The sequence below is a fragment of the uncultured Tenacibaculum sp. genome (genome assembly GCF_947502995.1).
Classification (GTDB): domain Bacteria; phylum Bacteroidota; class Bacteroidia; order Flavobacteriales; family Flavobacteriaceae; genus Polaribacter.
In genome coordinates this window covers 132743-158372 of record NZ_CANNBW010000005.1, presented here as the reverse complement: position 1 = coordinate 158372, position 25630 = coordinate 132743, and the positions used below count along the sequence as shown (strand labels likewise).

Below are 25630 nucleotides of genomic sequence, written 5' to 3'. Positions count from 1 at the left end.
CCCTGAATTAAATATGCTTTTTGTAGGTTTGTTAATTCAAACAAACGGTTTTAATTTTCTTGAAAAATTCAATAGATTATTTTGCTCACGAAACTGCTGTAATTGATCAGGGTTCTCAGATAGGAAAGGGGACTAAAATTTGGCATTTCTCACATGTTATGTCTGATAGTAAAATCGGAGAGTTTTGTAATTTAGGACAAAATGTAGTTGTTTCACCAAAAGTGATTCTAGGAAATAATGTGAAAGTTCAAAATAACGTTTCTATATATACAGGAGTTGTTTGTGAAGATGATGTTTTTCTTGGCCCTTCTATGGTTTTTACCAATGTAGTTAACCCAAGGAGTGCAATAAATAGAAAATCAGAGTTCAAAGAAACTTTGGTGAGGAAAGGAGCGACAATTGGTGCGAATGCAACAATAATTTGTGGGAATACTATAGGAGAATATGCATTTGTAGGGGCAGGAACTGTGGTGACAAAAAATATAAAGCCTTTTGCGTTGGTGGTTGGTAATCCTTCGAATCAGATTGGTTGGGTAAGCGAATACGGTCATAAGTTAGAATTTAATGAAGAGGGATTGGCTGTTTGTAAAGAAAGCGGTCAATTGTATAGATTGATTAATGAAAATGTCGAGAAGGTAAATTAATGTTTGCGAATAGAAGCTAAATGAAAAACTTTGCAGTTATAGGTGTTGCTGGTTATATTGCAGAAAGGCATTTAAGAGCAATTAAAGATACAGGAAATAATCTAGTAGCGTCATTAGATAAAAATGATAGTGTTGGTATTTTAGATAGTTATTTTCCTAAATCAAATTTTTTTGTTGAGTTTGAAAGGTTTGATCGTTATATAGAAAGATTAAAGAGACAAGAAAACGTTCAATTAGATTATGTGAGTGTATGTACTCCGAATTATCTTCATGATTCGCATATTAGAATGGCTTTGAGAAGAGGGGCTGATGCTATATGTGAAAAACCTTTAGTGTTAAATCCATGGAATATTGACGCTTTAGAGGCTATTGAGGCTGAGGGAGAGAATAGTATTAATGCTGTTTTACAATTAAGATTGCATTCTAGTGTAATAGCACTTAAGAATAAAATTATAAATCAAAAAAAGACGAGTAAATACGAAATAGATCTAACTTATATAACTTCTAGAGGAAATTGGTATGGAATTTCCTGGAAAGGAGATGAAAGTAAATCAGGAGGAATAATTACCAACATCGGAATACATTTTTTTGATATGTTAACTTGGATTTTTGGTAAAGAGCAAGAAAGCCATGTGTATTTAAGAGAGTTTAATAAAGCTAGTGGTTACTTGGAACTCGAAAATGCAAGGGTAAGATGGTTTTTATCTATTGATGAAGGTGATTTGTCAAATGAAATCATTACAACAGGGAAGAGAACTTATAGGTCTATTGTTGTTGATGGAGAGGAGCTTGAGTTTAGTGATGGGTTTACAGATCTTCATACTAAAACATATCAGGAGATTTTAAGAGGGAGAGGGTTTTCTTTGCAAGAAGCTAGAGCTTCAATAGAAACCGTTTATAATATCAGAAATACGAAAATTATAAATAAAGGATTTAAACATCCTTATTTGTGTAAATAAAGAGAATTAAATTAATATAGTTTTGGAAATAAATTCAAGTACAATTCAAAATAAAAAAATATTAGTTACTGGTGGAGCAGGTTTTATAGGTTCTAACTTGTGTGATAAACTTATTGAATTAGATAACGAAGTAGTTTGTCTAGATAATTTTGCAACAGGTAAAAAAAGTAATATAGAGCACTTATTAAGCCATACTAAATTTACGCTCATAGAAGGAGATATTAGAAATTTAGAAGATTGTAATAAAGCTGTAAAAGGAGTCGATTATGTTTTGCATCAAGCGGCTTTAGGTTCGGTTCCAAGATCGATAAAAGATCCTATTACTTCTAATGATGTAAATGTAGGGGGTTTTTTAAATATGTTAGTGGCTTCTAGGGATGCAGGTGTTAAGCGTTTTGTTTATGCGGCTAGTTCATCCACTTATGGTGACTCTGAAGCTTTACCTAAAGTTGAAGATAAAATAGGTAAACCATTATCTCCTTATGCGATCACAAAATATGTGAATGAATTGTATGCTGATGTTTTTTCAAAAACATATGGTATAGAAACTATTGGTTTAAGGTATTTTAATGTCTTCGGAAGAAGACAAGATCCTAATGGAGCTTATGCTGCTGTAATACCTAAGTTTGTTAAATTATTGATGGATAATGAATCTCCTGTTATTAATGGGGATGGTTCTTACTCTAGAGATTTTACTTATATTGATAACGTTATAGAAGCAAATCTTTTATCTCTAGTTTCAAATAAACAAGAAGCTGTAAATACAGTTTATAATGTAGCTTTTGGAGAGAGGAATACATTACTTGATCTAGTAGGGTATTTAAAAGAGTATTTGTCAGTTTTTGATAAGTCAATCGAGAATGTAGAAGTAAAACATGGTCCTAATAGGCAGGGAGATATCCCTCATTCTTTGGCGAATATAGATAAAGGTCGAGAGTTGTTAGGTTATGATCCAAAGTTCTCGCTTCAAGAGGGGTTAAAAGAATCTGTAAAATGGTATTGGGAAAATTTATAAAGTAATGAGTCAACCAAAAATAGGAATTATAGGATTAGGATATGTAGGTTTGCCTTTAGCTAGGTTATTCGCTACTAAATATTCAGTTGTTGGATTTGATATAAATAAAGAAAGAATAGCGGAATTAAAATCGGGTGTGGATTCAACTTTAGAAGTCGATAACGAAGTGTTGAATTCTGTTATAGTTGATGAAAATACTAATTCAAATGGTCTGTATTGTTCTTTTAATATAAACGACTTAAAAGATTGTACCATTTTTGTGGTTACAGTTCCTACACCAACAGATAAAAATAATCGTCCAGTTTTAACACCTTTGATTAAAGCTAGTGAAACAGTTGGTGAAGTTTTAAAGAAAGACGATATAGTAATTTATGAATCTACAGTCTATCCAGGAGCTACTGAGGAGGATTGTGTACCTGTTTTAGAGAAAGTTTCTGGTATGAAATTCAATAAAGATTTCTTTGTGGGATATTCACCAGAAAGAATAAACCCGGGTGATAAATTACATACGGTAGATAAGATATTAAAAGTTACTTCTGGTTCAACTCCTGAAATAGGAAAAGTAGTGGATGATCTTTACAAGTCAGTGATTTCTGCAGGAACACATTTAGCTCCAACAATTAAAGTAGCTGAAGCAGCAAAGGTTATAGAGAATTCTCAAAGAGATATAAATATTGCTTTTGTTAATGAATTAGCCAAGATATTTAATTTAATGGGGATAAATACTCATGATGTCTTAGAGGCTGCAGGGACTAAATGGAATTTTTTGCCATTTAAACCAGGTTTGGTAGGGGGACATTGTATTGGTGTCGATCCGTATTATTTAGCTCAAAAAGCTCAAGAGTTTGGATATCATCCTGAAATTATTTTAGCAGGAAGAAGGTTAAATGATAGTATGGGGGAATATGTAGCCTCTGAAGTTATCAAATTAATGATAGGAAATGATCTTAGGATTAAAGATGCTAAAGTTTTAATTTTAGGTGTAACATTTAAAGAGAACTGTCCAGATGTAAGAAACACTAGAGTAGTTGATGTTGTACATGCTTTAAAAGATTATGGGTTGAATGTGGATATTTATGATCCTTGGGCAAATGAAGAAGAAGTGTTTGTTGAATATGGATTGAAATCAGTACAAAAATTACCCAAAGAGAAATATGATGCTATAGTTTTAACTGTAGCCCATAAGGAGTTTATGAATATAGATTTTGAAGTTTTAAAGAAAAATAAAGCTGTTGTTTATGATGTTAAAAACAGTTTAAAAACAAGTCAAAAAGATAAAACACTATAGATAATTAATTATGAATAGGTCAATTAATCGTTAATAAAATTGAAAAAGGCTTTTCAAAATAAATTAACTTAATATATTTGTTCATTAAAAGAAACAGAAATTATGAAAGTAGGTATAACCTTTAGTGCATTTGATTTGCTTCATGCAGGTCATATAAAAATGTTAGAAGAAGCTAAACGTCAATGCGATTACTTAATCTGTGGACTCCAAACTGATCCTACATTAGATAGGCCAGAAAAAAACAAACCAGTACAATCTGTAGTAGAACGATATATTCAACTTAAAGGATGTAAATACGTCGATGAGATAGTTCCTTATGCTACTGAGCAAGATCTAGAGGATGTCTTACGTTCATTTCATATAGATGTTCGAATTATAGGGGATGAATATGCTAGCAAAATGTTTACTGGAAGAGATTATTGTGAGAAAAAAGGAATCAAGTTATATTTTAATAAACGAGAACATCGCTTTTCAAGTAGTGGTTTAAGAAAGGAAGTAGCTGAGAAAGAGAGTTTAAAAGATAAGGATAAATAATATATGAATATTGCTGTAATTGGAACAGGTTATGTAGGACTAGTGTCTGGAACTTGTTTTTCAGAAATGGGTAATAAAGTTACCTGTGTAGATATAGACCAAGATAAAATAAATAAACTTCACGAAGGAATAATTCCAATTTATGAACCAGGTTTGGAAAAAATGGTTCTTAAAAATGTAGAAAAAAAGACACTCTTCTTTACTACAAATCTCGAAGAATCAATTAAAGATGCTGAAGTAGTTTTTATAGCTGTAGGTACACCTATGGGAGATGATGGTTCAGCAGATTTACAGTATGTGTTGTCTGTAGCAAGAGAAATTGGAGAGAAAATGACAAAATCTCTAATTGTTGTAGATAAATCTACAGTGCCTGTAGGAACTGCTGATAAAGTAAAAGAAACAATAGCAAAAGAGTTAGATAAAAGAGGTTTAGATATAAGTTTTGATGTCGTTTCAAATCCAGAGTTCTTAAAAGAAGGGGATGCGATTAATGATTTTATGAAACCAGATAGAGTTGTTATAGGAGCTCAATCAGATATAGCTTTTAAAAAAATGAAAGAGTTATATAGTCCTTTCTTTAGAACGCATGATCGTTTTGTAACTATGGATGTTCGCTCTGCTGAAATGACTAAGTATGCAGCCAATGCTATGTTAGCGACTAAGATTTCATTTATGAATGAAATAGCTAATATTTGTGAAAGAGTAGGAGCAGACGTAGATAATGTAAGATTAGGAATTGGTTCTGACGCTAGAATTGGATATAGTTTCATTTATCCAGGTTGTGGTTACGGAGGTTCTTGTTTTCCAAAAGATGTAAAAGCTTTAAAGAAGATAGCAGAAGAGCATAATTATAAAGCTCAACTTATAGAATCTGTTGAGGAAGTTAATAATAGGCAAAAATTTGTTATAGCTGAAAAAATAGTAAAGCGTCACGGAGAAGATTTAACGGGGAAAACATTTGCTATATGGGGGCTTTCTTTTAAGCCTGGGACTGATGATATGCGTGAAGCTCCATCGATTTATATAATTAAAGAATTAGTTAGTAGAGGAGCTAAAGTAAAAGCTTATGACCCAAAAGCTATGGACGAAGCACGACATTTTTACCTAAAAGGAATAGAGAATGTAGAATATTTTCAAAGAAAATATGATGTTTTAAATGAAGCAGAATCTTTAATCTTATTAACTGAATGGAAGGAGTTTAGATCTCCTGATTTTGAGGAGATAAAAAAAGAATTAAATCAGCCAATTATATTTGATGGAAGAAATCAGTATATGGCCTATAACTTAGAGGAAAAGGGATTTGAATATTTTAGAATAGGAAAATAATTCGTTTCAAAACAATCAAAAAATGAAGAAAATATTAGTTACAGGAGGAGCTGGTTTTATAGGATCTCATGTAGTAAGACTATTAGTGAACAAATATGAAAATTATCATATTTTCAATCTTGATGCGTTAACCTACGCTGGTAATTTAGAGAATTTACAGGATATAGAAAATAAATCCAATTATACTTTTATAAAAGAGGATTTAACTAATGAGAATGGAATAAATGAACTTTTTGAAGTTCATAAATTTGAAGGAGTAATTCACCTAGCAGCAGAGTCACACGTAGATCGTTCTATTCTTGATCCTTTATCTTTTGCGAAGACTAATATTTTAGGGACATTAAATTTACTTAATGCTTTTAAAAATACTCATAAGGCAGACTTTACAGGTAAAAGGTTTTATCATATAAGTACAGATGAAGTTTATGGTGCTTTGGGTGACGAAGGATTTTTTACAGAAGAAACTTCATACAGTCCAAATTCTCCATATTCTGCATCAAAAGCAAGCTCAGATCACTTCGTAAGAGCTTATGGAGAGACTTATAATTTACCTTTTGTAATTACTAATTGTTCCAATAATTACGGGCCTAATCATTTTCCTGAGAAATTAATACCACTTTGTATTAATAATATTATTAATAGAAAAAGTTTACCTATTTATGGAGATGGAAAGTTTACAAGAGATTGGCTATATGTTATAGACCATGCTAGAGCCATAGATTTAGTTTTTCATGAAGGAAAAAATGCCGAAACATATAATATTGGAGGTTTTAATGAATGGAAAAATATCGATCTTGTAAAAGAATTGTGCAAGCAAATGGATGAAGTTTTAGGAAGAGATGAAGGTGAAAGTGAGAAATTAATAACATTTGTTAAAGACAGACCAGGACATGATTTAAGGTATGCTATAGATGCATCAAAAATAAATAAAGAATTAGGTTGGGAACCTTCTGTTACATTTAAAGAAGGTTTAGCTAAAACTATTGCATGGTATATGGATAATCAACAATGGTTAAATAATATAACTTCTGGAGATTACCAAGAATATTACAAAGCTCAATATAGAAAATAAATACTATGAAAATAGAAGAAACTCATTTGGAAGGTTGTTATATAATAGAACCTAAAAAGTTTGAAGATGATAGAGGTTATTTTTTTGAAAGTTTTAATAATAAAATATTTAAAGATATCACTAATCTGGATGTTAATTTTGTTCAAGACAATCAATCTTTTTCATACAAAGGTGTAGTAAGAGGATTACATGCTCAGAAAGGACAATACGCACAAGCTAAATTAGTGAGAGTTTTAAAAGGAGAAGTAATCGATGTAGCAGTTGATGCTAGACCAAATTCTTCAACTTTCGGAAAACATGTTGCTGTTAAATTATCTGCAGAAAACAATTTGCAACTTTTTGTTCCTAGAGGTTTTTTGCATGGATTTTCTGTTCTTTCAGAAGAAGCTGTGTTTTTTTATAAATGTGATAATTATTATAACAAAGAATATGAGCAAGGTGTTAGATACGATGATCCTTTTTTAAATATTAATTGGGGGTTAGATAAAGAAAATATAAAGGTATCAGAGAAAGATTTAATTTTGCCTAATTTTAATGAGATCTTCAGAAAATAAAATACTGGTAACAGGTAGCAATGGACAGTTAGGCTCAGAATTGAGAGATTTAGAGAAGGAGTTTGATAATTTTGAATTTGTATTTGTAAATAGAAGTTCAATGCCTCTGAATGATCCAGATTCAATATTGAAAGTGTTAAGCAAAGAACAGCCAAACTACATAATTAACGCTGCAGCTTACACAGCAGTTGATAAAGCTGAAGATGAAAAAGAAACTGCATTTTTAATAAATGACGAAGCTGTAGATATTATTAGTAAGTGGTGTACATTAAATAAATCTCGATTAATTCACATTTCAACAGATTATGTTTTTGATGGAACAAGTAGTTCTCCAGTCAAGGAAAATGATGTAACAAACCCAATTAACACTTATGGAGCCTCAAAGTTAGCAGGTGAGAAAAAAGTAACACAGAACTGCAATGAGTATATGATTTTTAGAACATCTTGGGTTTACTCTCGTTATGGGAATAATTTTGTGAAAACAATGTGTAAACTTATGGAGAATAGAGATGAAATCTCTGTAGTTTCTGATCAAATAGGTAGTTCTACATATGCTAAAGATTTAGCTAAAGCTGTCTTACAAATTATAGCTTCTAATAATTGGAAAACTGGGATTTATAACTACTCTAATGAAGGGCAAATATCTTGGTACGATTTTGCTGTAGAAATACAGAAAATTATGAAATTCGACTGTAAAGTGAATAAGATTTTAACTAAAGATTTTCCAACTAAAGCTAAGCGTCCTAGTTTCTCTTTACTAGACAAAACCAAAATAAAAGAAACATTTGGTTTGGAAGTTCCAAAATGGGACTATAGTTTGAAACAAATGCTCAATAAAAATATATAAAATGAAAGGAATAATTTTGGCAGGAGGTTCTGGTACAAGACTTCACCCTTTAACTTTAGCAGTAAGTAAGCAGTTAATGCCTGTTTATGATAAACCAATGATATATTATCCTTTATCTACGTTAATGCTAGCAGGGATTAAAGAGATTTTAATTATTTCTACACCACATGATTTACCTAATTTTGAAAGATTATTAGGAGATGGAAGTAAAATTGGGTGTAAATTTTCTTATGCAGTTCAAGAAAAACCAAATGGTTTAGCTCAAGCATTTGTTATTGGTGAAGAGTTTATCGGAGATGATAAAGTGGCTTTGGTTTTAGGTGATAATATTTTTTATGGGAGTGGTATGTCTAAGTTACTTCAAAATTCAACGAAAGAAGAGGGTGGAGTTATTTTTGCGTATCAAGTTCATGATCCTGAAAGATATGGTGTGGTAGATTTTGATGATGATAATAACGTGATTTCAATAGAAGAAAAACCAGAAAAACCTAAATCAAATTATGCAGTTCCAGGGTTATACTTTTATGATAACGATGTTGTAGAAATAGCTAAAAATATACAACCATCTGCAAGAGGTGAATACGAAATTACAGATGTTAATAAGGAGTATTTAAAAAGAGGTAAATTAAAGGTAGGGGTGTTTGATAGAGGAACAGCTTGGTTAGATACAGGTACTTTTACATCATTAATGCAGGCAGGTCAATTTGTTCAAGTAATTGAGGAAAGACAAGGATTGAAAATAGGTGCAATAGAAGAGGTTGCTTATAGAATGGGATATATATCAAAAGAGCAATTAGATTTAATAGCAGAACCATTATGTAAAAGTGGTTACGGAAGTTATTTAAAAAGAGTAAAATGATTAATTTCTTAATACTAATAATTTATAGTTTTATAACTTATTCTTTATTTAAAAAAAGAAATAAGTATACTATTAGTTTTATATTTTCTCTTTTTTGGTTTGGTAACATAGTTTTTTCAAACTTTTTTTTTTCAGGATATAAACTTTCGATAGAACTATATTTATTATTACTAGGAAGTAGTCTTTTTATATTCTTAGGAGAGTTTTTCTCATTAAATTCAAAAGCATTAAAAGTACCAAAATCAACTCAAGAATCTTTTTATAGTTTCAGAAAATTGAGAGCTAAAAAAATATTTTTAATTATTTTTTCCTTAGCTTTCTTATATCCAATTTTTAATTTAATTAATAATGGTATATCACTAAGTAGATTATTTTCTTTACAAGGTTTATTATCTACTAATAATGAATTAGCAGTAGCTAGGTATTCAGGGGAAATAAAAAGAACTTTAATAGCACAAATTTTTTTAATATTTGTTTATTTATTACCTCTTTTTTCTGGAGTTTATTTTTTTCTTGTAAGAAAACGAAAGCTTTTATTTTTATCTCTATTACCTTCTCTAATTGTGTTATTAACACAAAACACTAAATTGGTATTTATTGCTTGCGTTTTAATTTTAGTAAGTTCTTTTTTAGTCGCTAATTTAGTTTTTGAGAGAAGGTTGCCGAAATTCAAAAAGAAGGTCTATGTTTCTGTTTTAACCTTTGTGTTTCTTTTTTATAGTCTTTTTATTTTTTCATTTGCAGCAAGAATGGGAGCGTTAAACCAAAGTGCTGTAAGATCAGCAAATTATAAAATGTCAAGTTATGTTGCTCATGTACCAGCTTTAGATATTTGGTTGTTAGAAAATATAGAAACAGTAGATAGAGAGTATGAATTAGGAGTTAAAACTTTTTTTGGAGTTTTTAATACTCTAGGAATTGTAAAGAGAGAAGTAGGAATTTTTACAGATTTCCATTATTTTAAATCTAATGGAAGGATTTATGGTACAAATATTTATACAATCTATAGATATTTAATCCAAGATTTTGGAATTTTAGGTTCCATATTATTTCTATTTTGTCTAGGATTTATTTTTGGAAAAATAAGATCATTATCAGTACATTTTCCTAACCTAGCTTTAAGTGTTTTAAGTGCTTTAGTATTTTTTGTGTTGAACTCATATTTGTCTTCAATATTTGCATACATGAGTTTTATCCTAAGTTTCTCATTATTATTATTTCTAACAAAATTTTTATCGATAAAAAAAATAACTCAAACTAAATGATAGGGAGTTTAAAAAAAGAATTAATATTTTCAATATCAATACAAGTTTCAGTCATGTTTATTGGTTTAGTAATTAATAAACTGATTAGTTTAAATTTTGGGGTAGAAACTTATAGTATTTATAGTGTTTTTAAAAAAACTTCAGGCGTTATTAGTTTCATAATATTAGGTGGAATGGGAATAGCGATACCCAAATATTTACCGCAAACGGACAAGAAAAAAGATAAACTTTCATTAGCTTTTTCTGCTTTTTATATTGTTCTGGTTTTGGCAGCTTTGCTAGGTTTAATTGTTATATCTTTTGAATCTTTTTTAGAAGAGCTTGTTTTCGGAACAAATAACAATTTAATTCTTCTTTGTTTCTTTTATAGTTTTATAATAGCTCTTGTTTCCTTTTCATATGCATATTTAAGAGGTATGGATAGGATAATTTATTTTAACCTAAGTCAATTGTCTGTTCAGTTAATTGTATTAACAGTGGTTTTCTTTTTTACCGATAGTTTACAAGAGTTTTTTCTATGGAGTATAATTTCAATCTCTATTTTTGTTATAACACAAATTGTAATAGAACTTTTAAAAAATAGAAACATAATAAGTGTATGGAAAAGTAAAACAATAAAACCTAATATAAAAGAATTATGGTCTTATGGTTATAGTAGACTTATAGGAGATTTTTTTCTGTTTTCTCTAAATGCAATCCCTCTCATTATAATAAATAATAAATTTGGAAATAAATGGGGAGGTTTTTTTGCTGCTGGAATTACTTTAAAAGCCTTAATCAATCCGATTTTTTCTTATATAGGAATCATATTATTACCAAAAGTCAGTAAAAGTTATAAAGATAAAGAATACTCTCAAGTAGATTATTTGATACGAAAGTTTTTATACATGTATTTGATTATTTCTGTTATTGTAGTGGCTTTTATTTTTATTTTCAACGAGTTATTATTGAAATTATTCTTTAGTGCAGAGTTTATTCCTGCAGAAAATATAGTGAATCTAATTGTATTATCAATTTTACCTAATTCACTTTATCTATTACTCAGAAACCCTATAGATGCTGTTACTAAAAAACCATACAATACTTATACAGTTGCTTTTTCTTGTTGTTTAGGAATTACCTTAATTTATTTTTCTGAATCTATAATTCAAGCAGCTATCTTTTATAATATAATTTACGTTAGTTTAGGACTAATATCATTTTTAATTTGGAAAAAAATAAAACTTGTTAATGAATAAATCATATAATTTTGTTTATGTAGTTTTAACCTACAGAAATACCTTAGACTTAGAAAATTTTTTTAAAGAAAATAAGCTAGAAAATAGTAAGGTGATTATTGTTAACAGCTTTTACGATGAAGAGTCAAAAGAAGTATTCAATCAAATCGCTTTATCTAACAAAGCAGATTTTATTAATGTTGAAAATTTAGGATATAGTTATGGAAATAATGTAGGTATAGATTTTGCTCTTAAAAATTATAATTTTGAATACCTTATTGTATGTAACTCTGATGTTCTTATTCAAAAAATGGATACAGATTTTTTATTAAATGCATCTAGAGAAAATATTTATGGACCTAAAATTTTAACTTTAACAGATAAAGATCAAAATCCATACATCCATACTTTTTCACTAACAACGAGAAAGCTTTTTTATAAAGCTATTGTCAATGATAAAATGACTTTAAGACGCTTAATTTATATTGCAAACGGTATCGTTAGGCGTTTACTTAATTTTTATACTAAAGTAATTAAGAAATCAAGTTATAATACTTACAGTTGTCATGGAGCTTTTATCATTTTTGGGAAAAAAGCAGTAGAGAAAATTAATCCTGTTTTTTATAATGAAATGTTTTTATTTCAAGAAGAACAATTTTTGGCAAGAAAAGCTTACGAAAATTCTATAGCTATAAAATACATACCACATAAAGTTAAAATAAAGCATTATGAAGATGGTAGTATGGATATTAATAATAAACAAATGAGAGATTACTCAGATCAATCTTATATTAAATTTTTTAATTATTTCTTTTCAAAGAAATAAAATAGAATCATAAATAATGAAGATATTATATATACATCAATACTTTAGAACTCCTCTAGAACCGGGAGGAACTAGATCTTATTGGATCGCTCAAGAATTGATAAAAGAAGGTCACTCAGTAACTATGTTAACTACGAGTAGTACCATTAAAAATAAGATAGAAAGAAAAATAATAGATGGCATTAATGTTATTTATTTAAGAGTACCGTATAATCAGAAAATGTCTATTTTTCAAAGGTTAATTTCTTTTTTTAGTTTTATGATTAAATCATCATACTACTCATTACGTGAAAAAAAAGTAGATTTGGTTGTAGCTACTTCAACTCCTTTAACTATAGGTTTTCCTGCTTTAGTTTTAAAGAAGATAAAACGAGTACCATATCTTTTTGAGGTAAGAGATTTGTGGCCAGAAGTACCAATTCAAATGGGAGCTTTAAAAAATAATCTTGTTAGGAATTTGGCAATCTGGTTTGAAAAAACAATTTATAAGAATGCAAAACACATTATAGCTCTTTCACCAGGAATGGAAAAAGGAGTTTTAAAATATGAAAAGCAAGAAAAAGTATCTATGATTCCTAATATGGCAAAAATAGATGCTTTCTATCCTAGATCTAAAAACATCGAATTAGTTGAAAAATTAGGGTTAAAAAAAGACTCTTTTAAATTAATACACTTTGGAGCCTTAGGTATCGCAAATGGAATTGACACTATAATAGAATCAGCTACTTTATTAAAAGATGATGATTCAATAGAGTTTATTTTTATAGGAGGAGGATCTACAGAAGAGGCCATGAAAAATAAATGTAAAAACAATAACCTTAATAATGTACATTTTTTAGGAAGATATGCAATGCAAGAAACTTCTGAGATCGTGAATTTGTGTGACGTATCTTTAGTTAGTTTTTTAGATTTACCTATTTTATATACAAACTCACCTAATAAATTATTTGATTCTTTATCAGCAGGAAAACCCTTAATAGTAAATTCAGCTGGTTGGACTAAAGATTTGGTAGAAAAATATAAATGTGGTTATTATTCTAATCCTAAAGAGCCTAGTGAGTTAGTTACCATTATAAAAGAACTTCAAAATGAACCAGAAAAAATGAAGTTAATGGGTGAAAACTCTAGGAAATTGGCAGAAAATGAGTATGATAAAAGTATTTTGTGTGCTAAATTTGTTAATGTTATTTCTAAAATAAGTTAAATTGGATAGTTATTTTTTTGTTCCAGGGACACGATTACATAAGATTAAAGACATTATTAAACTTGGTGTCTCAGAAATTATAATCGATTTAGAAGATGCAGTTAAATTTTCTGAAAGACTAGAATTGTTAGAAAAATTAATTAATGATGAATCTTTAAAAGATTTCTATATAAGAGTTCCATTATATAACGATAAGGAAAAATTAGATTTAACTTTATTAAGTAAATTGATTACTTCGGGTTTTAATAAATTCATTTTCCCTAAAATTGAAAATAAAAAAGATTTTAAGAAGACTATAAAAGGTTTAAATAGTGATGAGATAAATATCATTCTTTTAATAGAAACATCGAATCTTTTTATAGATGTTAAAGACATTTTATTTAAGTATAAAGATTTCTTTACAGGCGTATGTATAGGTAGTCATGATTTAATGGGAGAAATAGGTGGTGTACACGATTTACAAAATTTAGAGTTTTTAAGACAGCAATTATTAATTTATGCTAGATCAATTGATGTTTTAGCTATCGATATTGCTTCTATGGAGCTTAAAAATGAAATTGAGTTTAAGAATGAAATTTTAGACGGAGTAAGAAAAGGTTACGATGCAAAATTTTATATCCATCCATGGCAATTATCCATGTTAAAAGAACTCAATTTATATTCAGAAGAAGATTTTGTATGGGCAAAAAGAATAAAAGAAGAATTAAATAAGGTTTTAAATGAAAAAGAATTTTCTCCAACAGTTATTGATGGACAAATTATAGAGAGACCACATTTAAAAAAAATGAATAAAATTTTAAGATATTATGAAAGCAAGTAATTTGGGGAATTATTTTGAAGATTTTAATGTCGGAGAAACAATTGAGCACTCATTAACAAAAACTATTTTCGAAAGTGATAATAACTTTTTTAGTTTACTTACAATGAATCATCATCCAGTTCATTTAAGTTTAGAGCATGTAAAAGATCATCAGCATGGACAAATATTAGTTGTAGGAACTTTAGTTTTTAGTTTAGTTGTAGGTATGACAGTGCCAGATATTAGCGGTAAAGCTATAGCCAATTTAGAGTATGAAAGTGTGAATCATTTAGGTCCTGTTTTTGTGAATGATACTATATCTGCAAAGACTACAGTATTAGATAAAAGAGAATCAAAATCAAAAAATGATCGTGGTATAGTTTACGTAGAAACTATTGCATATAACCAAAATAACGATCCTGTTTTAAGTTTTAGAAGAAAAGTCTTAATTCCAAAGAAATAAAAATTTCATGAAAGATTATTTAATGAGAAGCTTGATGTTTGTTCCAGCTCATTCAGATAAACTATTAGAAAGTGCTTCAAAAGTAAATGCAGATGTTCTATTATTTGATATAGAAGATTCAGTGCAACCTGAAAGAAATAAACAAATTGCTAGAGATAAGCTTTTAGCAAAGATTAAAGAAAAAAAATATGAAGGTCGTACTATATTTCCTAGGATAAACGATAGAGAAAGTGGTCAATTATTAAAGGATGTTTTACAATTGACAGTTCCTGAAATTGATGGTTTTATGTATCCTAAAGCCAAAAGAGGAGAAGATATTTACTTTTTCGATAAGTTATTAGAAACAATAGAGTTTGAAAAAGGGTATGAAATAGGTACATTTAAAATCATTCCTTTAATAGAAACAGCTTCAGCTGTAATGAATGTTCAAGAAATATGTAGTGCTTCTAAAAGAGTCGTTGGAATAGCTTATGGATCAGAAGATTTTATAACAGACCTACAAGGAATACATGATGAAGAGCATCAAAGCTTATTTACTCCAAGAGCAATGATTGCAATGGCAGCGAGAGCACACGATATTATTCCAATTGATACGGTTCATGTTAGAGTAAAGGATCTAGAAGATTTAGAAGTAAATTTAAAAGTATCTAAAAATCTAGGTTTTGAAGGAATGTTAGTATTAAACCCAATCGAACTAGATTTAGTTCATAAATATTATTCACCATCTGAGGAAGAATTAATCCACTCTAGAGAAATTTTAAAATTAGATAAAGAAGCTAGAGAGAATAATCAGGGTGTAGCAATTATGAAAGGTAAATTCATTGGACCTCCCTTTGTTGCAAAAGCTAAAAGAATTTTAAAAAAGCAACTTAAAATAGAACAAAACAATGGGTAAAAAAATAATTATTATAGGAGGTATTGGTACAGCTGTTAATATAGCTGAACAAATACAAGATGCAGTTGATAATTATAATTATGAAGATGAGTTTATTGGTTTTGCTTTTGATGACGAATCATTTGGTAAAGAAATTAATGGTTTTCCTGTTTTAAGTAAAACAAGAGAAGTTTATGAAAAATATGAAAAATATGATGATGTATTTTTTATTTACCAATTATACCGACCAGATAAACTTATGGAAAGAGCTTCATGGTTACCTCAATTTAAAATACCATTAGAACGATATGGTAATTTTATTCATCCTTCTGTAACTGTTTGTAGAAGTTTTAAAATGGGGTATGGAAATGTTATTCAAGCAGGTTCTGTCATAAGTTCTAACACAATAATGGGAAACCATAATACATTTAACTCAATGTGTCTGTTTGGTCATGATACTGTTATGGGAAATCATAATTTTTTCGCAGCACATAGTTTAATTGGTAGTAATATCAAAATGGGAAGCTACATTTTTATGGGACTAAATTCTTCATTAAATAATAAAATTGAAGTTGGAGATAATATTATGGTTGCTATGGGAAGTAACGTAATTAAAAGCATTCAAGATAACCAAGTTGTAATGGGTAATCCAGCTAAATTTGCTAAAAACTTATAAACACAAACAATGTATAGAATATTTTTTAAAAGGTTATTAGATTTATTTCTAGCATTTTTTGTGTTAATCATTTTATTACCCTTTTACATAGTTATAACATTAATGCTTTCTTTTTTAAATTCTGGAAAACCTTTTTTTACACAAAAAAGAGTTGGGTTTAATAATCAAATTTTTAAGTTGATAAAGTTCAAATCTATGAATGATAAAAAGGGTAAAGATGGGGTGCTTTTAAATGATACGGAAAGGTTGACTCCTTTTGGTAAGTTTATTAGAAAGGCATCACTAGATGAATTACCTCAAGTTTTTAATGTAATTAAAGGAGATATGAGTTTTGTAGGTCCAAGACCACTTTTAATTGAGTATTTACCTTATTATAACGATTACCATATCCAAAGGCATAATGTAAAACCAGGTATTACAGGTTTAGCACAAGTTTCAGGAAGGAATAATCTTAAGTTTAGTGAAAGATTCAATCTAGATGTAGAATATGTTAATAAACAGTCTTTATTTCTAGATATTAAAATATTATGGAAAACTTTTCTGAAAGTTTTTAAGTCTAGCGATATCCAGTTAGGTAGGCCAATGTCTGAAGTTGATGATATAGGTATAAGTAAAGGATTAAGTAAAAATTATTTTAATCCAGAGAAGAAAAATGATAAATAAAGAATTTGGTTCTGATTTCCATTCTTGTAATAAAGAATTTATTTTAAATAAAAAGCAGAACTTTTTTTTCGATAACAAAGATTTTTCTTTTTTTCTATCAGGAAGATCTGCTTTGTATGCTTTAATAAAGTATGGAGTAGAAAATTATGGGTGGACAAAAGTTTACATCCCTTCTTATTATTGCCAAGATGTAATTGAAAGTTTATCAGAGTTAAATATTGAAATAGTTGTTTTTCAGTCAAATCCTGATGATTTATTACTAAACTATGATTTTTTTGAGGATAATAAAACAAGTGTCTTTATCAATGTCAATTATTTTGGTGTAAAAAAAAATAATACTGAAATATTTAAAAAAATTGTTGTCGTAGATGATTTAACTCATTGTATTCAAGGAGTTAAGGAGAGTAGGTCAGATTATGTTTTTGGATCATTAAGAAAACAATTACCAATACCATTAGGTGGTTTTTTGTATTCTCCACATAAGTTAAAACTTCCAAAAGGTAAGGGGAGTATTCTAGCAGATCAAGCAGCAGAGAACAAAACATTAGGTATGTTCTTAAAAAATGAATACTTACAAAATAGATTTTTAAATAAAGATTTATATAGGAGTTATTATTCTAAAGCAGAAGAACAGTTAATAAAACTTTATAAAGATTATAAACTACCTTCTTTAGCAGAAAATATTTTAGAAACATTAAATGTTGAAAAAATATTAAAAAAGAAAGAATCAAATATTAAATTAGCATTAAAACATCTCGAAAATTATTTAAGTTATTTATTTAGTGTAAAAGAAAGTTCATTAGGATTATTGTTACTTTTTGACTCAAATACTCAGAGGGATTTTGTACGTAGAAAATTAATCCAATCTAATATATATCCTGCTATTTTGTGGCCAAATCAGAAAACAGATATTGATATTAATTATCAAAATAGATTTCTATTTTTACACTTAGATTATAGGTATTCAGAAGAAGATATTATATATATAACTACAGAATTAAAAAAATCAATTCAAGAATGTCAGAAACAAAAATTATAAGACCAACAGATGAATCTTGGAAAGAGTATGTAAATCGATCACGTGTGTATGATTTTTACCATACTTTATCTTATAATAAATTAGAAAAAGAAGGTGAACCAATATTGTTTGTATATACAGAAGGCAATGATTTTATAGCTTTACCTCTAATCATAAGACAAATACCAGATACAGATTTATTTGATTGTACTTCAGTTTATGGTTATGCAGGTGCTATATCAAACCTAGATATTAATACTATTTCTGAAGAGTTAAAAACTAGTTTTCAGAATAAATTAAATGATTTTTTTAATGAAAAAAAGATAATATCTGTTTTTTCAAGACTACATCCAATTTTAGAAAATGATAAATTGATTAATGGGTTAGGTGAAGTTGTTAATTTAAATAAAACGATAGCAATCAACCTTACAATAAGTCCTGAAGAACAAAGAAGACAATACAGAAAATCAAATAAATATGAAATTAATAAGTTAAAGAAAAATAATTTTGAAGTTGTTGAAGCAACTACAAAAGAAGAACAAGACGAATTTATTGATATTTATTATGAAACAATGAAAAAAGTAGAAGCTAATGATTACTACTTTTTTCCAAGAGAATATTTCTATAAATTTCTTAATAATAATTGTTTCGAGACAAAATTGTTGTTAGCTAAAAAAGAAGGAGAAACTACTGCTGGAGCGATTTTTACAATTACAAATAAAATAATTCAGTATCATTTAGCAGGAACAAAACAAGCTTTTGCTAGAGATACACCAATGAAATTGATTTTGGATGAAGCTAGATTACTGGGTAATGAGTTAAATGTTGATTTTTTACATTTAGGAGGTGGAGTAGGAGGTAGTGATGAAGATCCATTGTTTAGATTCAAATCAGGTTTTTCTAAAGAATTGTTTCAGTTTAAAATTTGGAAATATATAGTTAATAAAGAAAAGTATGATGAATTAGTCGAAGAAAAAGGTATTTCAAAAGACAGTTCATTTTTCCCGTTATATAGAGCTTAAAATATGGAAAATAAAATTTGGTTATCATCTCCTCATATGGGAGGAGGAGAGCAAAAATATGTTCAAGAAGCATTTGATACGAATTGGGTAGCTCCTCTAGGTCCTAATGTAAATGGTTTTGAGAAAGATTTAGAAAGTTATATTAAGGAAGAATCTAAAGTAGCTTGTTTGGCTTCTGGTACTTCTGCTTTGCATTTAGCATTAATATTATCAGGAGTATCACATGGAGATGAAGTTATTTGTCAAAGTATGACTTTTTCAGCTTCAGCTAATCCAATTGTATACCAGGGAGCTATTCCTGTTTTTGTTGATAGTGAAAAGGAAACTTGGAATATGTGTCCAAATTCATTAAAACAGGCAGTAGAAGATAGAATAGCAAAAGGAAAAAAACCTAAAGCAATTATAGTAGTTCATTTGTATGGTATGCCAGCTAAAATTGATCAAATTAAAGCTATAGCAGATTCCTACGATATAAAATTAATCGAAGATGCTGCTGAAGCTCTAGGTTCTACATACAAAGGGCAAAAATGTGGTACATTTGGAGATTTTGGAGTACTTTCTTTTAATGGAAATAAAATTATCACAACCTCTGGAGGAGGCGCTTTAATTTGTAAAACTGAGGAAAGTAAACAAAAAACAATTTTTTTAGCTACACAAGCTAGAGATAATGCTCCGCATTATCAGCATTCAGAAATTGGTTATAATTATAGAATGAGTAATATTACTGCTGGAATTGGAAGAGGTCAAATGGAGGTTTTAGATAAGCATATAAATCTTAGGAGAAATAATAATTCTTTTTACAAAGAGTTATTTAAAGATATAGATGGAGTAGATGTTTTTACAGAGCCTAATTCAGATTATTTTTCTAACCATTGGTTATCTTCAATATTGGTAGATAAAAATAAAGTTGGTTTTACCAGAGAAGATTTAAGATTAAAAATGTTAGAAGATAATGTAGAATCTAGACCTTTATGGAAGCCAATGCATTTGCAACCTGTTTTTAAGAATTGTAAATTTTATGGAACTACGATATCGGAAAATTTATTTGATAACGGTTTATGTCTTCCTTCTGGCTCGAATTTGTCTGATAAGGATAGAGATAGAATCAAGAGATCAATATCTAAGTTATTATAAAAATTAAAAAGTTCAGAATTTATATTCTGAACTTTTTAATTTTTATAATATTTATTTAATTCTTTCTAAGGTTAGATCTGGATTATATTTAACAATAAATAACCCTTTATTATAAATACTTCCAAAAAGCTTTTTATCAAATTCAAATTTATTTTCTAAACGAATAGAAGCTCCTTGTTTATAGGTGTCTAAAAGTTTTTCTCCAGAAGCTAAACGCATTAAAACATCAAAAGTAATATCGAAACCACGAACAGCGTATTCAGTTGGAATGTCTTTATTTTTGGCCTTATAGCTACTAATAAATTTCTTCATGTTTTCATCTTCGTAGTTAGCATAACTATCAGTTACATATGTAAAACCGATTCTAGCTAAAGTATTATTATCTACATTTTCATAAGATCTACTATTTTTATCAATCGCAAAAACTTGTGCAGAAATTCCTTCAGGAAGAACGACCATGCTATTTATTGCATTGGCAACAACAGCTCTTTGATCAGTTGCGATAATAATCCAGTTATGAGAATTTGGTTTCATTTTATCCGTAAAACGTTCCTTTTTTATAAAGTTGTCTTCAGGTTTTAAAACGAAAACATTATCAATAGAATCGTTACTTTTCAATACTTGAGTTATTTCTTTAGCTTGAGCATCTGAAGCTTCAGTTCCATCAGAAACAATAAAAATACTTTCTCCGTCATATATTTTGTTTAGATAATTACCTAAAGCTTGACTTCTTGTAGTTTTATCTGGAGCAGATTTTACAATTTTTGAAGAAGAAAATTGATCTTGATTTCTTGAGAAATGAGGGAAAATTACAGGTGCATCTGATGCTTTAGCAACTTCCTTAACTTTGTCTGAATAGAATGGACCAATAATGGCATTCATATCGTTTAAAAGTTCTTTCTCTAAAATTCCTTTGATGTTCTTTCCTCTATTTCCAGTATCAAAAACAGAAACATCTACTTTTATTCCTAAACTCTTAATAGAATCTATAGCGATTTCAGAGCCCATATAAAAGTCAGTTACTAAGTTTGCCAAATTAGCATTCCCTCGTTTCCCTTTAGAGGTATCGAAAATATTTTCATAAGAAATACTGTCGTATTCTTTCGCTCTAAAAGGTAAAAGTAAAGCTAACTTTATGTTTTCATCTATTTCAGCAATACTATCTATAAACATTTCAGAAGAATATGTTTCTAAATTATCAGCAATGTTTCGAATTCTTAATACCTGACCAACTTGTAAATTATTATCTTCAATTTCTGGGTATTCAGGGTTCAGATTCATTAAATCTTCTTTAGTAATATTATAGAATCTTGTTAAACTATAAACTGTTTCTTTAGATTTAACTGTGTGAGTGATATGATTTTTTAAATCATCCTCTCTAGATAAGTAAATGATTTTCTTCTCTGCTACTTTTACTTTTAAAACCTGACCAACATCTAAATAATTTTCTTTTAGCCTAGGGTATTGAGGATTAAGATTTATTAATTCTTCTTTCGATAGATTATAATCTTTTGTAATTCTGTAAACAGTTTCTCCTGGTTTAACCGTATGCTTTTTGTATTCTATTACAGTTCTAATAATTTGAGTAGAATCTGGTTGTTTTACGGTATTGTTCTCATCTTCAGTAGTAACTTCATTTTCAGAAGAAGATTCATTAGTGTTTTCATCTTTAATTTCCTCAGACTGTTTATCACCTTTTGGCTCTTGTATTAAAGGAATTGATTTTTTATACTCTGGATTTGGTATAATAATAACACTATTTGTTGATGGGGTTTCACCTACATCGGGATTTAAACGAACCAAATCTTCCGTTTTAACATCGATACGATTTGCGATATCTCGCATAGTTTCCCCTTCTTTTACTTTATAAGAGATGTATCTTTTTTGTTGACTACAAGAAGATACCAGTATAGTTACTAGTAAAGTAAAAGTCCAAAATTTAATCTTATTCATATAATTCAATTACTGCTTAGTACGATTATTCCCATTCTATTGTTGCAGGTGGTTTAGAACTAATATCGTAAACAACTCTATTTACACCTTTAACATTATTAATTATTTTATTCGATATGTTTTGTAAGAACTCATAAGGTAAATTTACCCAATCTGCTGTCATACCATCAGTACTTTCAACAGCTCTTAAAGCTACTACTTTTTCATAAGTTCTTTCATCTCCCATTACTCCAACAGAGTTAACAGGTAATAATATTGCACCGGCTTGCCAAACCTTATCATACAATCCATATTCTTTTAACCCATTTATAAAAATGGCATCAACATCTTGCAAAATACGAACTTTTTCTGACGTAATATCTCCTAAGATTCTTATTGCTAAACCTGGACCAGGGAAAGGATGTCTACCTAATAATTCTTTATCAATTCCCATAGAAGCTCCAACACGTCTTACTTCATCTTTAAAAATCATTCGTAATGGCTCAACAACTTGTAATTTCATAAAATCTGGTAATCCACCAACATTATGATGACTTTTTATTGTTGCTGAAGGACCTCCATTTACAGAAACAGATTCGATTACATCTGGATAAATAGTTCCCTGTGCTAGCCATTTTGCATTTTCAACTTTAGCTGCTTCGTCATCAAAAACTTCAATAAATACTCTACCAATTGTTTTTCTTTTAGTTTCAGGATCACTAATTCCCGCTAAGGCATTTAAAAATCTTTCAGAAGCATCTACACCTTTAACGTTTAATCCCATGCCTTCGTATTGTTGAAGTACACTTTTAAACTCATCTTTTCTTAATAATCCATTATTTACGAAAATACAGTGTAAATTATCACCAATTGCTTTGTGTAATAAAACTCCCGCAACTGTAGAATCTACACCTCCAGAAAGTCCTAATATTACTTTATCATTTCCAATTTTCTCTTTTAAATCAGAAACTGTTGATTCAACAAAAGAGTTCGGTGTCCAATTTTGCTCGATTTTAGCAATATCAACCAAGAAATTTTTTAATAACAATGTTCCGTCTGTTGAATGATAAACTTCTGGATGAAATTGGATAGCAAATGTAGTTTCACCTTCAATTTTATAAGCTGCGTTTTCTACGTCTTTAGTACTAGCTAATAAAATAGCGTTTTCAGGTAATTCTTTTATGGTATCAGAATGGCTCATCCAAACTTGGCTTCCTTCAGAAATACCATTTAAAAATTGTTCTTCATTTTTAATGAATGATAAATTAGCTCTACCATACTCTCTCGTATTTGATGGAGCGACTAAACCACCTGAAAAATGTGCTAAATATTGTGCGCCATAACATACAGCCAATAAAGGTTTTTTACCTCTAATTTCTGATAAATCTGGATGCGGTGCTTCATCTGAACGAACAGAGGAAGGGCTTCCTGATAAGATTACAGCTTTAAAATCGTTTAAGTTTTGTGGAATTTTATTGTAAGGATGAATTTCACAGTAAATATTCAACTCTCTTACTCTACGCGCAATTAACTGAGTGTATTGCGAACCAAAATCTAATATTAATACGTTGTGTTGTTGCATCCGCAAAAATAATAGTTTGATTTTTATTTTTGCATGAATTTTTCACTTTTTAATAACGATATACTATTGCATTGATATTCATACCCGCACCAACAGAAGCTAAAATAAAAATATCTCCTTTTTGTAAGTTATGCCCTTCAATTTTTCCTTTAAGAACTAAATCTAGTAATGTAGGAACTGTAGCTACTGAACTATTACCAAGTTTGTGGATACTCATTGGCATAATGTCTTTTGGAACAGGTTTTTTATAAAGTCTATAAAAACGTTTGATAATAGCTTCATCCATTTTTTCATTTGCTTGATGGATAAAAACTTTTTTCACTTCATTTATATCAACTCCACTTTTATCTAAAGCAGCTTTCATTGCTTTAGGAACATGAGTTAAAGCAAATTCATAAATCTTTCTTCCGTGCATTTTAATGTAGCGAACACTTTCATCTTCATTCTGATCATAAGAATTCCCAAAAAATAAATGATAGGCTTCATCTTTAGAAAACGTTTGCGAAGCATGACCCAAAATTCCATTTTCTATATTAGTGTCTGTACTTTCTACAATACAGGCACCAGCACCGTCACTATATATCATTGAATCACGATCATGTTTATCTATAACTCTTGATAAAGTTTCTGTACCTATAACCAAAGCTTTTTTTGCAATACCTGCCTTAATAAATGCTTGAGCTTGAATAACACCTTCTACCCAGCCTGGACAACCAAATAAAATATCATAAGCAACGCAGTTTGGATTTTGAATTTGTAGTAAATGTTTTACCCTAGTAGCCAAACTTGGAATGATATCACTTTGTATTCCTGATTTTTTTACATCTCCAAAATTGTGAGCTACGATGATATAATCGATACTTTCGGCATCTATATTTGCATTTTCAATAGCATTTTTTGCAGCAAAATAACCAAGATCAGATGCTGTATAATCATTTTCAGCGTATCTTCTTTCTAAAATTCCAGTTATAGATTTAAATTTATCAATGATTTCTGTATTACAAGAGTTGAATGGTGTACCATCTGCATTTAAAAATCTATTTGAAATAAATTTATCATTCTCCTTTTTTACCGTTGGAATATAGCATCCTGTTCCTGTTATTACTGCCTTCATTGCTAAAATTTATATTTAGGGTAACAACAAATAAACAGGTTTTGTTCTTGGAAACCTATTTAAAATGAAAGTGAAATTTCATTTTTGTTAGATTCCTATTTTAAGGGTGTTATTTTTTTAATATGATAATTTCAGGTATGTAAAATTGAATTTTTGATAAATGTATTTCTGGTGAAAAGATGTTTTTTTTGTGGAATTTTCTGTTTTTTTTGTTTTTTATTGAGATAAAATTAAAAATTAACCTATGTTAATGAGATATTATAAATATGAGCTATCGAAAGAGAAAGGAAGTAAAGAAACTAAAGATTTCGTTTTTACCACCTTACCAACTTCTCCCATAAATATAACTTCAAAAGGAGCTTTTTGATTAATTTCATATTCAAGTAGGGTTTGTCTACATGCACCACAAGGTCCTACAGGTTTATCTACAGTAGAGTTCTTTGAAGATGCTACAATAGCTAATTTCTTTATTTTCATATTGGGATATTCCGATCCAGCTTTCCAAACAGCAACTCTTTCAGCACACATTCCAGAAGGGTAGGCAGCGCTCTCTTGATTATTTCCATGAATTATTACACCATTTTCTAACAGTAATGCAGCTCCAACATTAAATTCAGAATATGGAGCGTATGATTTACTTTTAGCGATCTTGGCTTCTTCCATAAGTTTCTGATCTTCTTTGTTTAACTCAGAAATGTCATCATAAATTATTGCTTCAGCAGAAAAATTAATTTTTTTCATAA

26 protein-coding genes are annotated in these 25630 nt (G+C 29.1%); 22 read left to right on the top strand and 4 right to left on the bottom strand.

Annotation, left to right across the window (positions count from 1 at the left end):
- Positions 1 to 59 precede the first annotated feature (59 nt).
- The 22 genes from Q1A46_RS05685 to Q1A46_RS05580 all read left to right on the top strand — a co-directional run bounded on the left by Q1A46_RS05685 (position 60) and on the right by Q1A46_RS05580 (position 20259).
- A complete protein-coding gene (locus Q1A46_RS05685) occupies positions 60 to 644 on the top strand; it encodes an acyltransferase (RefSeq protein ID WP_299675125.1) in 585 nt (194 codons plus the stop codon).
- Positions 645 to 664: 20 nt separating this feature from the next.
- Entirely contained in the window at positions 665 to 1603 is a 939-nt protein-coding gene (locus Q1A46_RS05680) for a Gfo/Idh/MocA family protein (protein WP_299675122.1), read from the top strand.
- A gap of 22 nt (positions 1604 to 1625) precedes the next feature.
- Entirely contained in the window at positions 1626 to 2618 is a 993-nt protein-coding gene (locus Q1A46_RS05675) for an SDR family oxidoreductase (protein ID WP_299675119.1), read from the top strand.
- 4 nt (positions 2619 to 2622) lie between these two features.
- The gene (locus Q1A46_RS05670) at positions 2623 to 3906 is read left to right on the top strand and encodes a nucleotide sugar dehydrogenase (RefSeq protein ID WP_299675116.1); all 1284 of its coding nucleotides are present in this window, start codon (positions 2623 to 2625) and stop codon (positions 3904 to 3906) included.
- 102 nt (positions 3907 to 4008) lie between these two features.
- The gene (locus tag Q1A46_RS05665) at positions 4009 to 4440 is read left to right on the top strand and encodes an adenylyltransferase/cytidyltransferase family protein (protein WP_299675113.1); all 432 of its coding nucleotides are present in this window, start codon (positions 4009 to 4011) and stop codon (positions 4438 to 4440) included.
- 3 nt (positions 4441 to 4443) lie between these two features.
- Complete coding sequence (locus Q1A46_RS05660) at positions 4444 to 5766, top strand: UDP-glucose/GDP-mannose dehydrogenase family protein (RefSeq protein ID WP_299675110.1); 1323 nt, start codon at positions 4444 to 4446, stop codon at positions 5764 to 5766.
- Positions 5767 to 5788: 22 nt separating this feature from the next.
- Positions 5789 to 6838 carry a dTDP-glucose 4,6-dehydratase gene (gene rfbB / locus Q1A46_RS05655; RefSeq protein ID WP_299675107.1) on the top strand — a complete coding sequence of 350 codons (1050 nt, stop codon included), beginning with the start codon at positions 5789 to 5791 and terminating at the stop codon, positions 6836 to 6838.
- A gap of 5 nt (positions 6839 to 6843) precedes the next feature.
- Positions 6844 to 7392, top strand: coding sequence for a dTDP-4-dehydrorhamnose 3,5-epimerase (gene rfbC, locus Q1A46_RS05650; RefSeq protein ID WP_299675104.1), 549 nt, complete (start codon positions 6844 to 6846; stop codon positions 7390 to 7392).
- A complete protein-coding gene (rfbD, locus tag Q1A46_RS05645; RefSeq protein WP_299675101.1) occupies positions 7373 to 8239 on the top strand; it encodes a dTDP-4-dehydrorhamnose reductase in 867 nt (288 codons plus the stop codon). Before rfbC ends, rfbD begins: the two co-directional genes overlap by 20 nt.
- 1 nt (position 8240) lies before the next feature.
- Positions 8241 to 9098 (top strand): glucose-1-phosphate thymidylyltransferase RfbA, encoded by an 858-nt coding sequence (gene rfbA, locus Q1A46_RS05640; RefSeq protein ID WP_299675098.1) that lies wholly within the window; start codon positions 8241 to 8243, stop codon positions 9096 to 9098.
- Positions 9095 to 10363, top strand: a complete 1269-nt coding sequence (locus Q1A46_RS05635; protein WP_299675095.1) for an O-antigen polymerase — start codon at positions 9095 to 9097, stop codon at positions 10361 to 10363. The genes rfbA and Q1A46_RS05635 overlap by 4 nt, the downstream gene beginning before the upstream one ends.
- Positions 10360 to 11601: a lipopolysaccharide biosynthesis protein gene (locus Q1A46_RS05630; protein ID WP_299675092.1), complete on the top strand. Its 1242-nt coding sequence runs from the start codon at positions 10360 to 10362 to the stop codon at positions 11599 to 11601. The genes Q1A46_RS05635 and Q1A46_RS05630 overlap by 4 nt, the downstream gene beginning before the upstream one ends.
- Positions 11594 to 12406 (top strand): glycosyltransferase family 2 protein, encoded by an 813-nt coding sequence (locus Q1A46_RS05625; RefSeq protein WP_299675089.1) that lies wholly within the window; start codon positions 11594 to 11596, stop codon positions 12404 to 12406. The genes Q1A46_RS05630 and Q1A46_RS05625 overlap by 8 nt, the downstream gene beginning before the upstream one ends.
- A 16-nt stretch (positions 12407 to 12422) precedes the next feature.
- Complete coding sequence (locus tag Q1A46_RS05620; RefSeq protein WP_299675086.1) at positions 12423 to 13610, top strand: glycosyltransferase family 4 protein; 1188 nt, start codon at positions 12423 to 12425, stop codon at positions 13608 to 13610.
- Position 13611: 1 nt separating this feature from the next.
- Positions 13612 to 14430, top strand: a complete 819-nt coding sequence (locus Q1A46_RS05615; RefSeq protein WP_299675082.1) for an aldolase/citrate lyase family protein — start codon at positions 13612 to 13614, stop codon at positions 14428 to 14430.
- On the top strand, positions 14417 to 14872 hold the full coding sequence (locus tag Q1A46_RS05610; RefSeq protein ID WP_299675080.1) for a MaoC family dehydratase: 456 nt from the start codon (positions 14417 to 14419) through the stop codon (positions 14870 to 14872). The genes Q1A46_RS05615 and Q1A46_RS05610 overlap by 14 nt, the downstream gene beginning before the upstream one ends.
- A 7-nt stretch (positions 14873 to 14879) precedes the next feature.
- Entirely contained in the window at positions 14880 to 15767 is an 888-nt protein-coding gene (locus tag Q1A46_RS05605; protein ID WP_299675077.1) for a CoA ester lyase, read from the top strand.
- Positions 15760 to 16422 (top strand): hypothetical protein, encoded by a 663-nt coding sequence (locus Q1A46_RS05600; RefSeq protein ID WP_299675074.1) that lies wholly within the window; start codon positions 15760 to 15762, stop codon positions 16420 to 16422. The genes Q1A46_RS05605 and Q1A46_RS05600 overlap by 8 nt, the downstream gene beginning before the upstream one ends.
- Before the next feature lie 9 nt (positions 16423 to 16431).
- A complete protein-coding gene (locus Q1A46_RS05595) occupies positions 16432 to 17085 on the top strand; it encodes a sugar transferase (protein ID WP_299675071.1) in 654 nt (217 codons plus the stop codon).
- Positions 17075 to 18124, top strand: coding sequence for a hypothetical protein (locus tag Q1A46_RS05590; protein ID WP_299675068.1), 1050 nt, complete (start codon positions 17075 to 17077; stop codon positions 18122 to 18124). The genes Q1A46_RS05595 and Q1A46_RS05590 overlap by 11 nt, the downstream gene beginning before the upstream one ends.
- On the top strand, positions 18103 to 19125 hold the full coding sequence (locus Q1A46_RS05585) for a GNAT family N-acetyltransferase (RefSeq protein WP_299675066.1): 1023 nt from the start codon (positions 18103 to 18105) through the stop codon (positions 19123 to 19125). The genes Q1A46_RS05590 and Q1A46_RS05585 overlap by 22 nt, the downstream gene beginning before the upstream one ends.
- A 3-nt stretch (positions 19126 to 19128) precedes the next feature.
- The gene (locus Q1A46_RS05580; protein ID WP_299675063.1) at positions 19129 to 20259 is read left to right on the top strand and encodes a DegT/DnrJ/EryC1/StrS family aminotransferase; all 1131 of its coding nucleotides are present in this window, start codon (positions 19129 to 19131) and stop codon (positions 20257 to 20259) included.
- A 51-nt stretch (positions 20260 to 20310) separates the two neighbouring features.
- On the opposite strand, the gene Q1A46_RS05575 is transcribed toward Q1A46_RS05580, so the two are convergent.
- The 4 genes from Q1A46_RS05575 to cdd form a co-directional block, all read right to left on the bottom strand.
- Complete coding sequence (locus Q1A46_RS05575) at positions 20311 to 22212, bottom strand: LysM peptidoglycan-binding domain-containing protein (RefSeq protein ID WP_299675060.1); 1902 nt, start codon at positions 22210 to 22212, stop codon at positions 20311 to 20313.
- 25 nt (positions 22213 to 22237) lie between these two features.
- Entirely contained in the window at positions 22238 to 23773 is a 1536-nt protein-coding gene (gene guaA, locus Q1A46_RS05570) for a glutamine-hydrolyzing GMP synthase (RefSeq protein WP_299675057.1), read from the bottom strand.
- Positions 23774 to 23822: 49 nt separating this feature from the next.
- Positions 23823 to 24887, bottom strand: a complete 1065-nt coding sequence (locus Q1A46_RS05565) for a 3-oxoacyl-ACP synthase III family protein (RefSeq protein ID WP_299675054.1) — start codon at positions 24885 to 24887, stop codon at positions 23823 to 23825.
- Positions 24888 to 25145: 258 nt separating this feature from the next.
- A complete protein-coding gene (gene cdd / locus Q1A46_RS05560; RefSeq protein ID WP_299675051.1) occupies positions 25146 to 25628 on the bottom strand; it encodes a cytidine deaminase in 483 nt (160 codons plus the stop codon).
- Positions 25629 to 25630: the final 2 nt, after the last annotated feature.

What these genes read in the sequence shown, in the direction of transcription:
- Q1A46_RS05680 (WP_299675122.1), top strand. Translation starts at nt 665, where the DNA reads ATGAAAAACTTTGCAGTTATAGGTGTTGCTGGTTATATTGCAGAAAGG.
- Q1A46_RS05670 (WP_299675116.1), top strand. Translation starts at nt 2,623, where the DNA reads ATGAGTCAACCAAAAATAGGAATTATAGGATTAGGATATGTAGGTTTG.
- Q1A46_RS05665 (WP_299675113.1), top strand. Translation starts at nt 4,009, where the DNA reads ATGAAAGTAGGTATAACCTTTAGTGCATTTGATTTGCTTCATGCAGGT.
- Q1A46_RS05660 (WP_299675110.1), top strand. Translation starts at nt 4,444, where the DNA reads ATGAATATTGCTGTAATTGGAACAGGTTATGTAGGACTAGTGTCTGGA.
- rfbB (WP_299675107.1), top strand. Translation starts at nt 5,789, where the DNA reads ATGAAGAAAATATTAGTTACAGGAGGAGCTGGTTTTATAGGATCTCAT.
- rfbC (WP_299675104.1), top strand. Translation starts at nt 6,844, where the DNA reads ATGAAAATAGAAGAAACTCATTTGGAAGGTTGTTATATAATAGAACCT.
- rfbD (WP_299675101.1), top strand. Translation starts at nt 7,373, where the DNA reads ATGAGATCTTCAGAAAATAAAATACTGGTAACAGGTAGCAATGGACAG.
- rfbA (WP_299675098.1), top strand. Translation starts at nt 8,241, where the DNA reads ATGAAAGGAATAATTTTGGCAGGAGGTTCTGGTACAAGACTTCACCCT.
- Q1A46_RS05635 (WP_299675095.1), top strand. Translation starts at nt 9,095, where the DNA reads ATGATTAATTTCTTAATACTAATAATTTATAGTTTTATAACTTATTCT.
- Q1A46_RS05630 (WP_299675092.1), top strand. Translation starts at nt 10,360, where the DNA reads ATGATAGGGAGTTTAAAAAAAGAATTAATATTTTCAATATCAATACAA.
- Q1A46_RS05625 (WP_299675089.1), top strand. Translation starts at nt 11,594, where the DNA reads ATGAATAAATCATATAATTTTGTTTATGTAGTTTTAACCTACAGAAAT.
- Q1A46_RS05620 (WP_299675086.1), top strand. Translation starts at nt 12,423, where the DNA reads ATGAAGATATTATATATACATCAATACTTTAGAACTCCTCTAGAACCG.
- Q1A46_RS05610 (WP_299675080.1), top strand. Translation starts at nt 14,417, where the DNA reads ATGAAAGCAAGTAATTTGGGGAATTATTTTGAAGATTTTAATGTCGGA.
- Q1A46_RS05605 (WP_299675077.1), top strand. Translation starts at nt 14,880, where the DNA reads ATGAAAGATTATTTAATGAGAAGCTTGATGTTTGTTCCAGCTCATTCA.
- Q1A46_RS05600 (WP_299675074.1), top strand. Translation starts at nt 15,760, where the DNA reads ATGGGTAAAAAAATAATTATTATAGGAGGTATTGGTACAGCTGTTAAT.
- Q1A46_RS05595 (WP_299675071.1), top strand. Translation starts at nt 16,432, where the DNA reads ATGTATAGAATATTTTTTAAAAGGTTATTAGATTTATTTCTAGCATTT.
- Q1A46_RS05590 (WP_299675068.1), top strand. Translation starts at nt 17,075, where the DNA reads ATGATAAATAAAGAATTTGGTTCTGATTTCCATTCTTGTAATAAAGAA.
- Q1A46_RS05585 (WP_299675066.1), top strand. Translation starts at nt 18,103, where the DNA reads ATGTCAGAAACAAAAATTATAAGACCAACAGATGAATCTTGGAAAGAG.
- Q1A46_RS05580 (WP_299675063.1), top strand. Translation starts at nt 19,129, where the DNA reads ATGGAAAATAAAATTTGGTTATCATCTCCTCATATGGGAGGAGGAGAG.
- Q1A46_RS05575 (WP_299675060.1), bottom strand. Translation starts at nt 22,212, where the DNA reads ATGAATAAGATTAAATTTTGGACTTTTACTTTACTAGTAACTATACTG.
- guaA (WP_299675057.1), bottom strand. Translation starts at nt 23,773, where the DNA reads ATGCAACAACACAACGTATTAATATTAGATTTTGGTTCGCAATACACT.
- Q1A46_RS05565 (WP_299675054.1), bottom strand. Translation starts at nt 24,887, where the DNA reads ATGAAGGCAGTAATAACAGGAACAGGATGCTATATTCCAACGGTAAAA.
- cdd (WP_299675051.1), bottom strand. Translation starts at nt 25,628, where the DNA reads ATGAAAAAAATTAATTTTTCTGCTGAAGCAATAATTTATGATGACATT.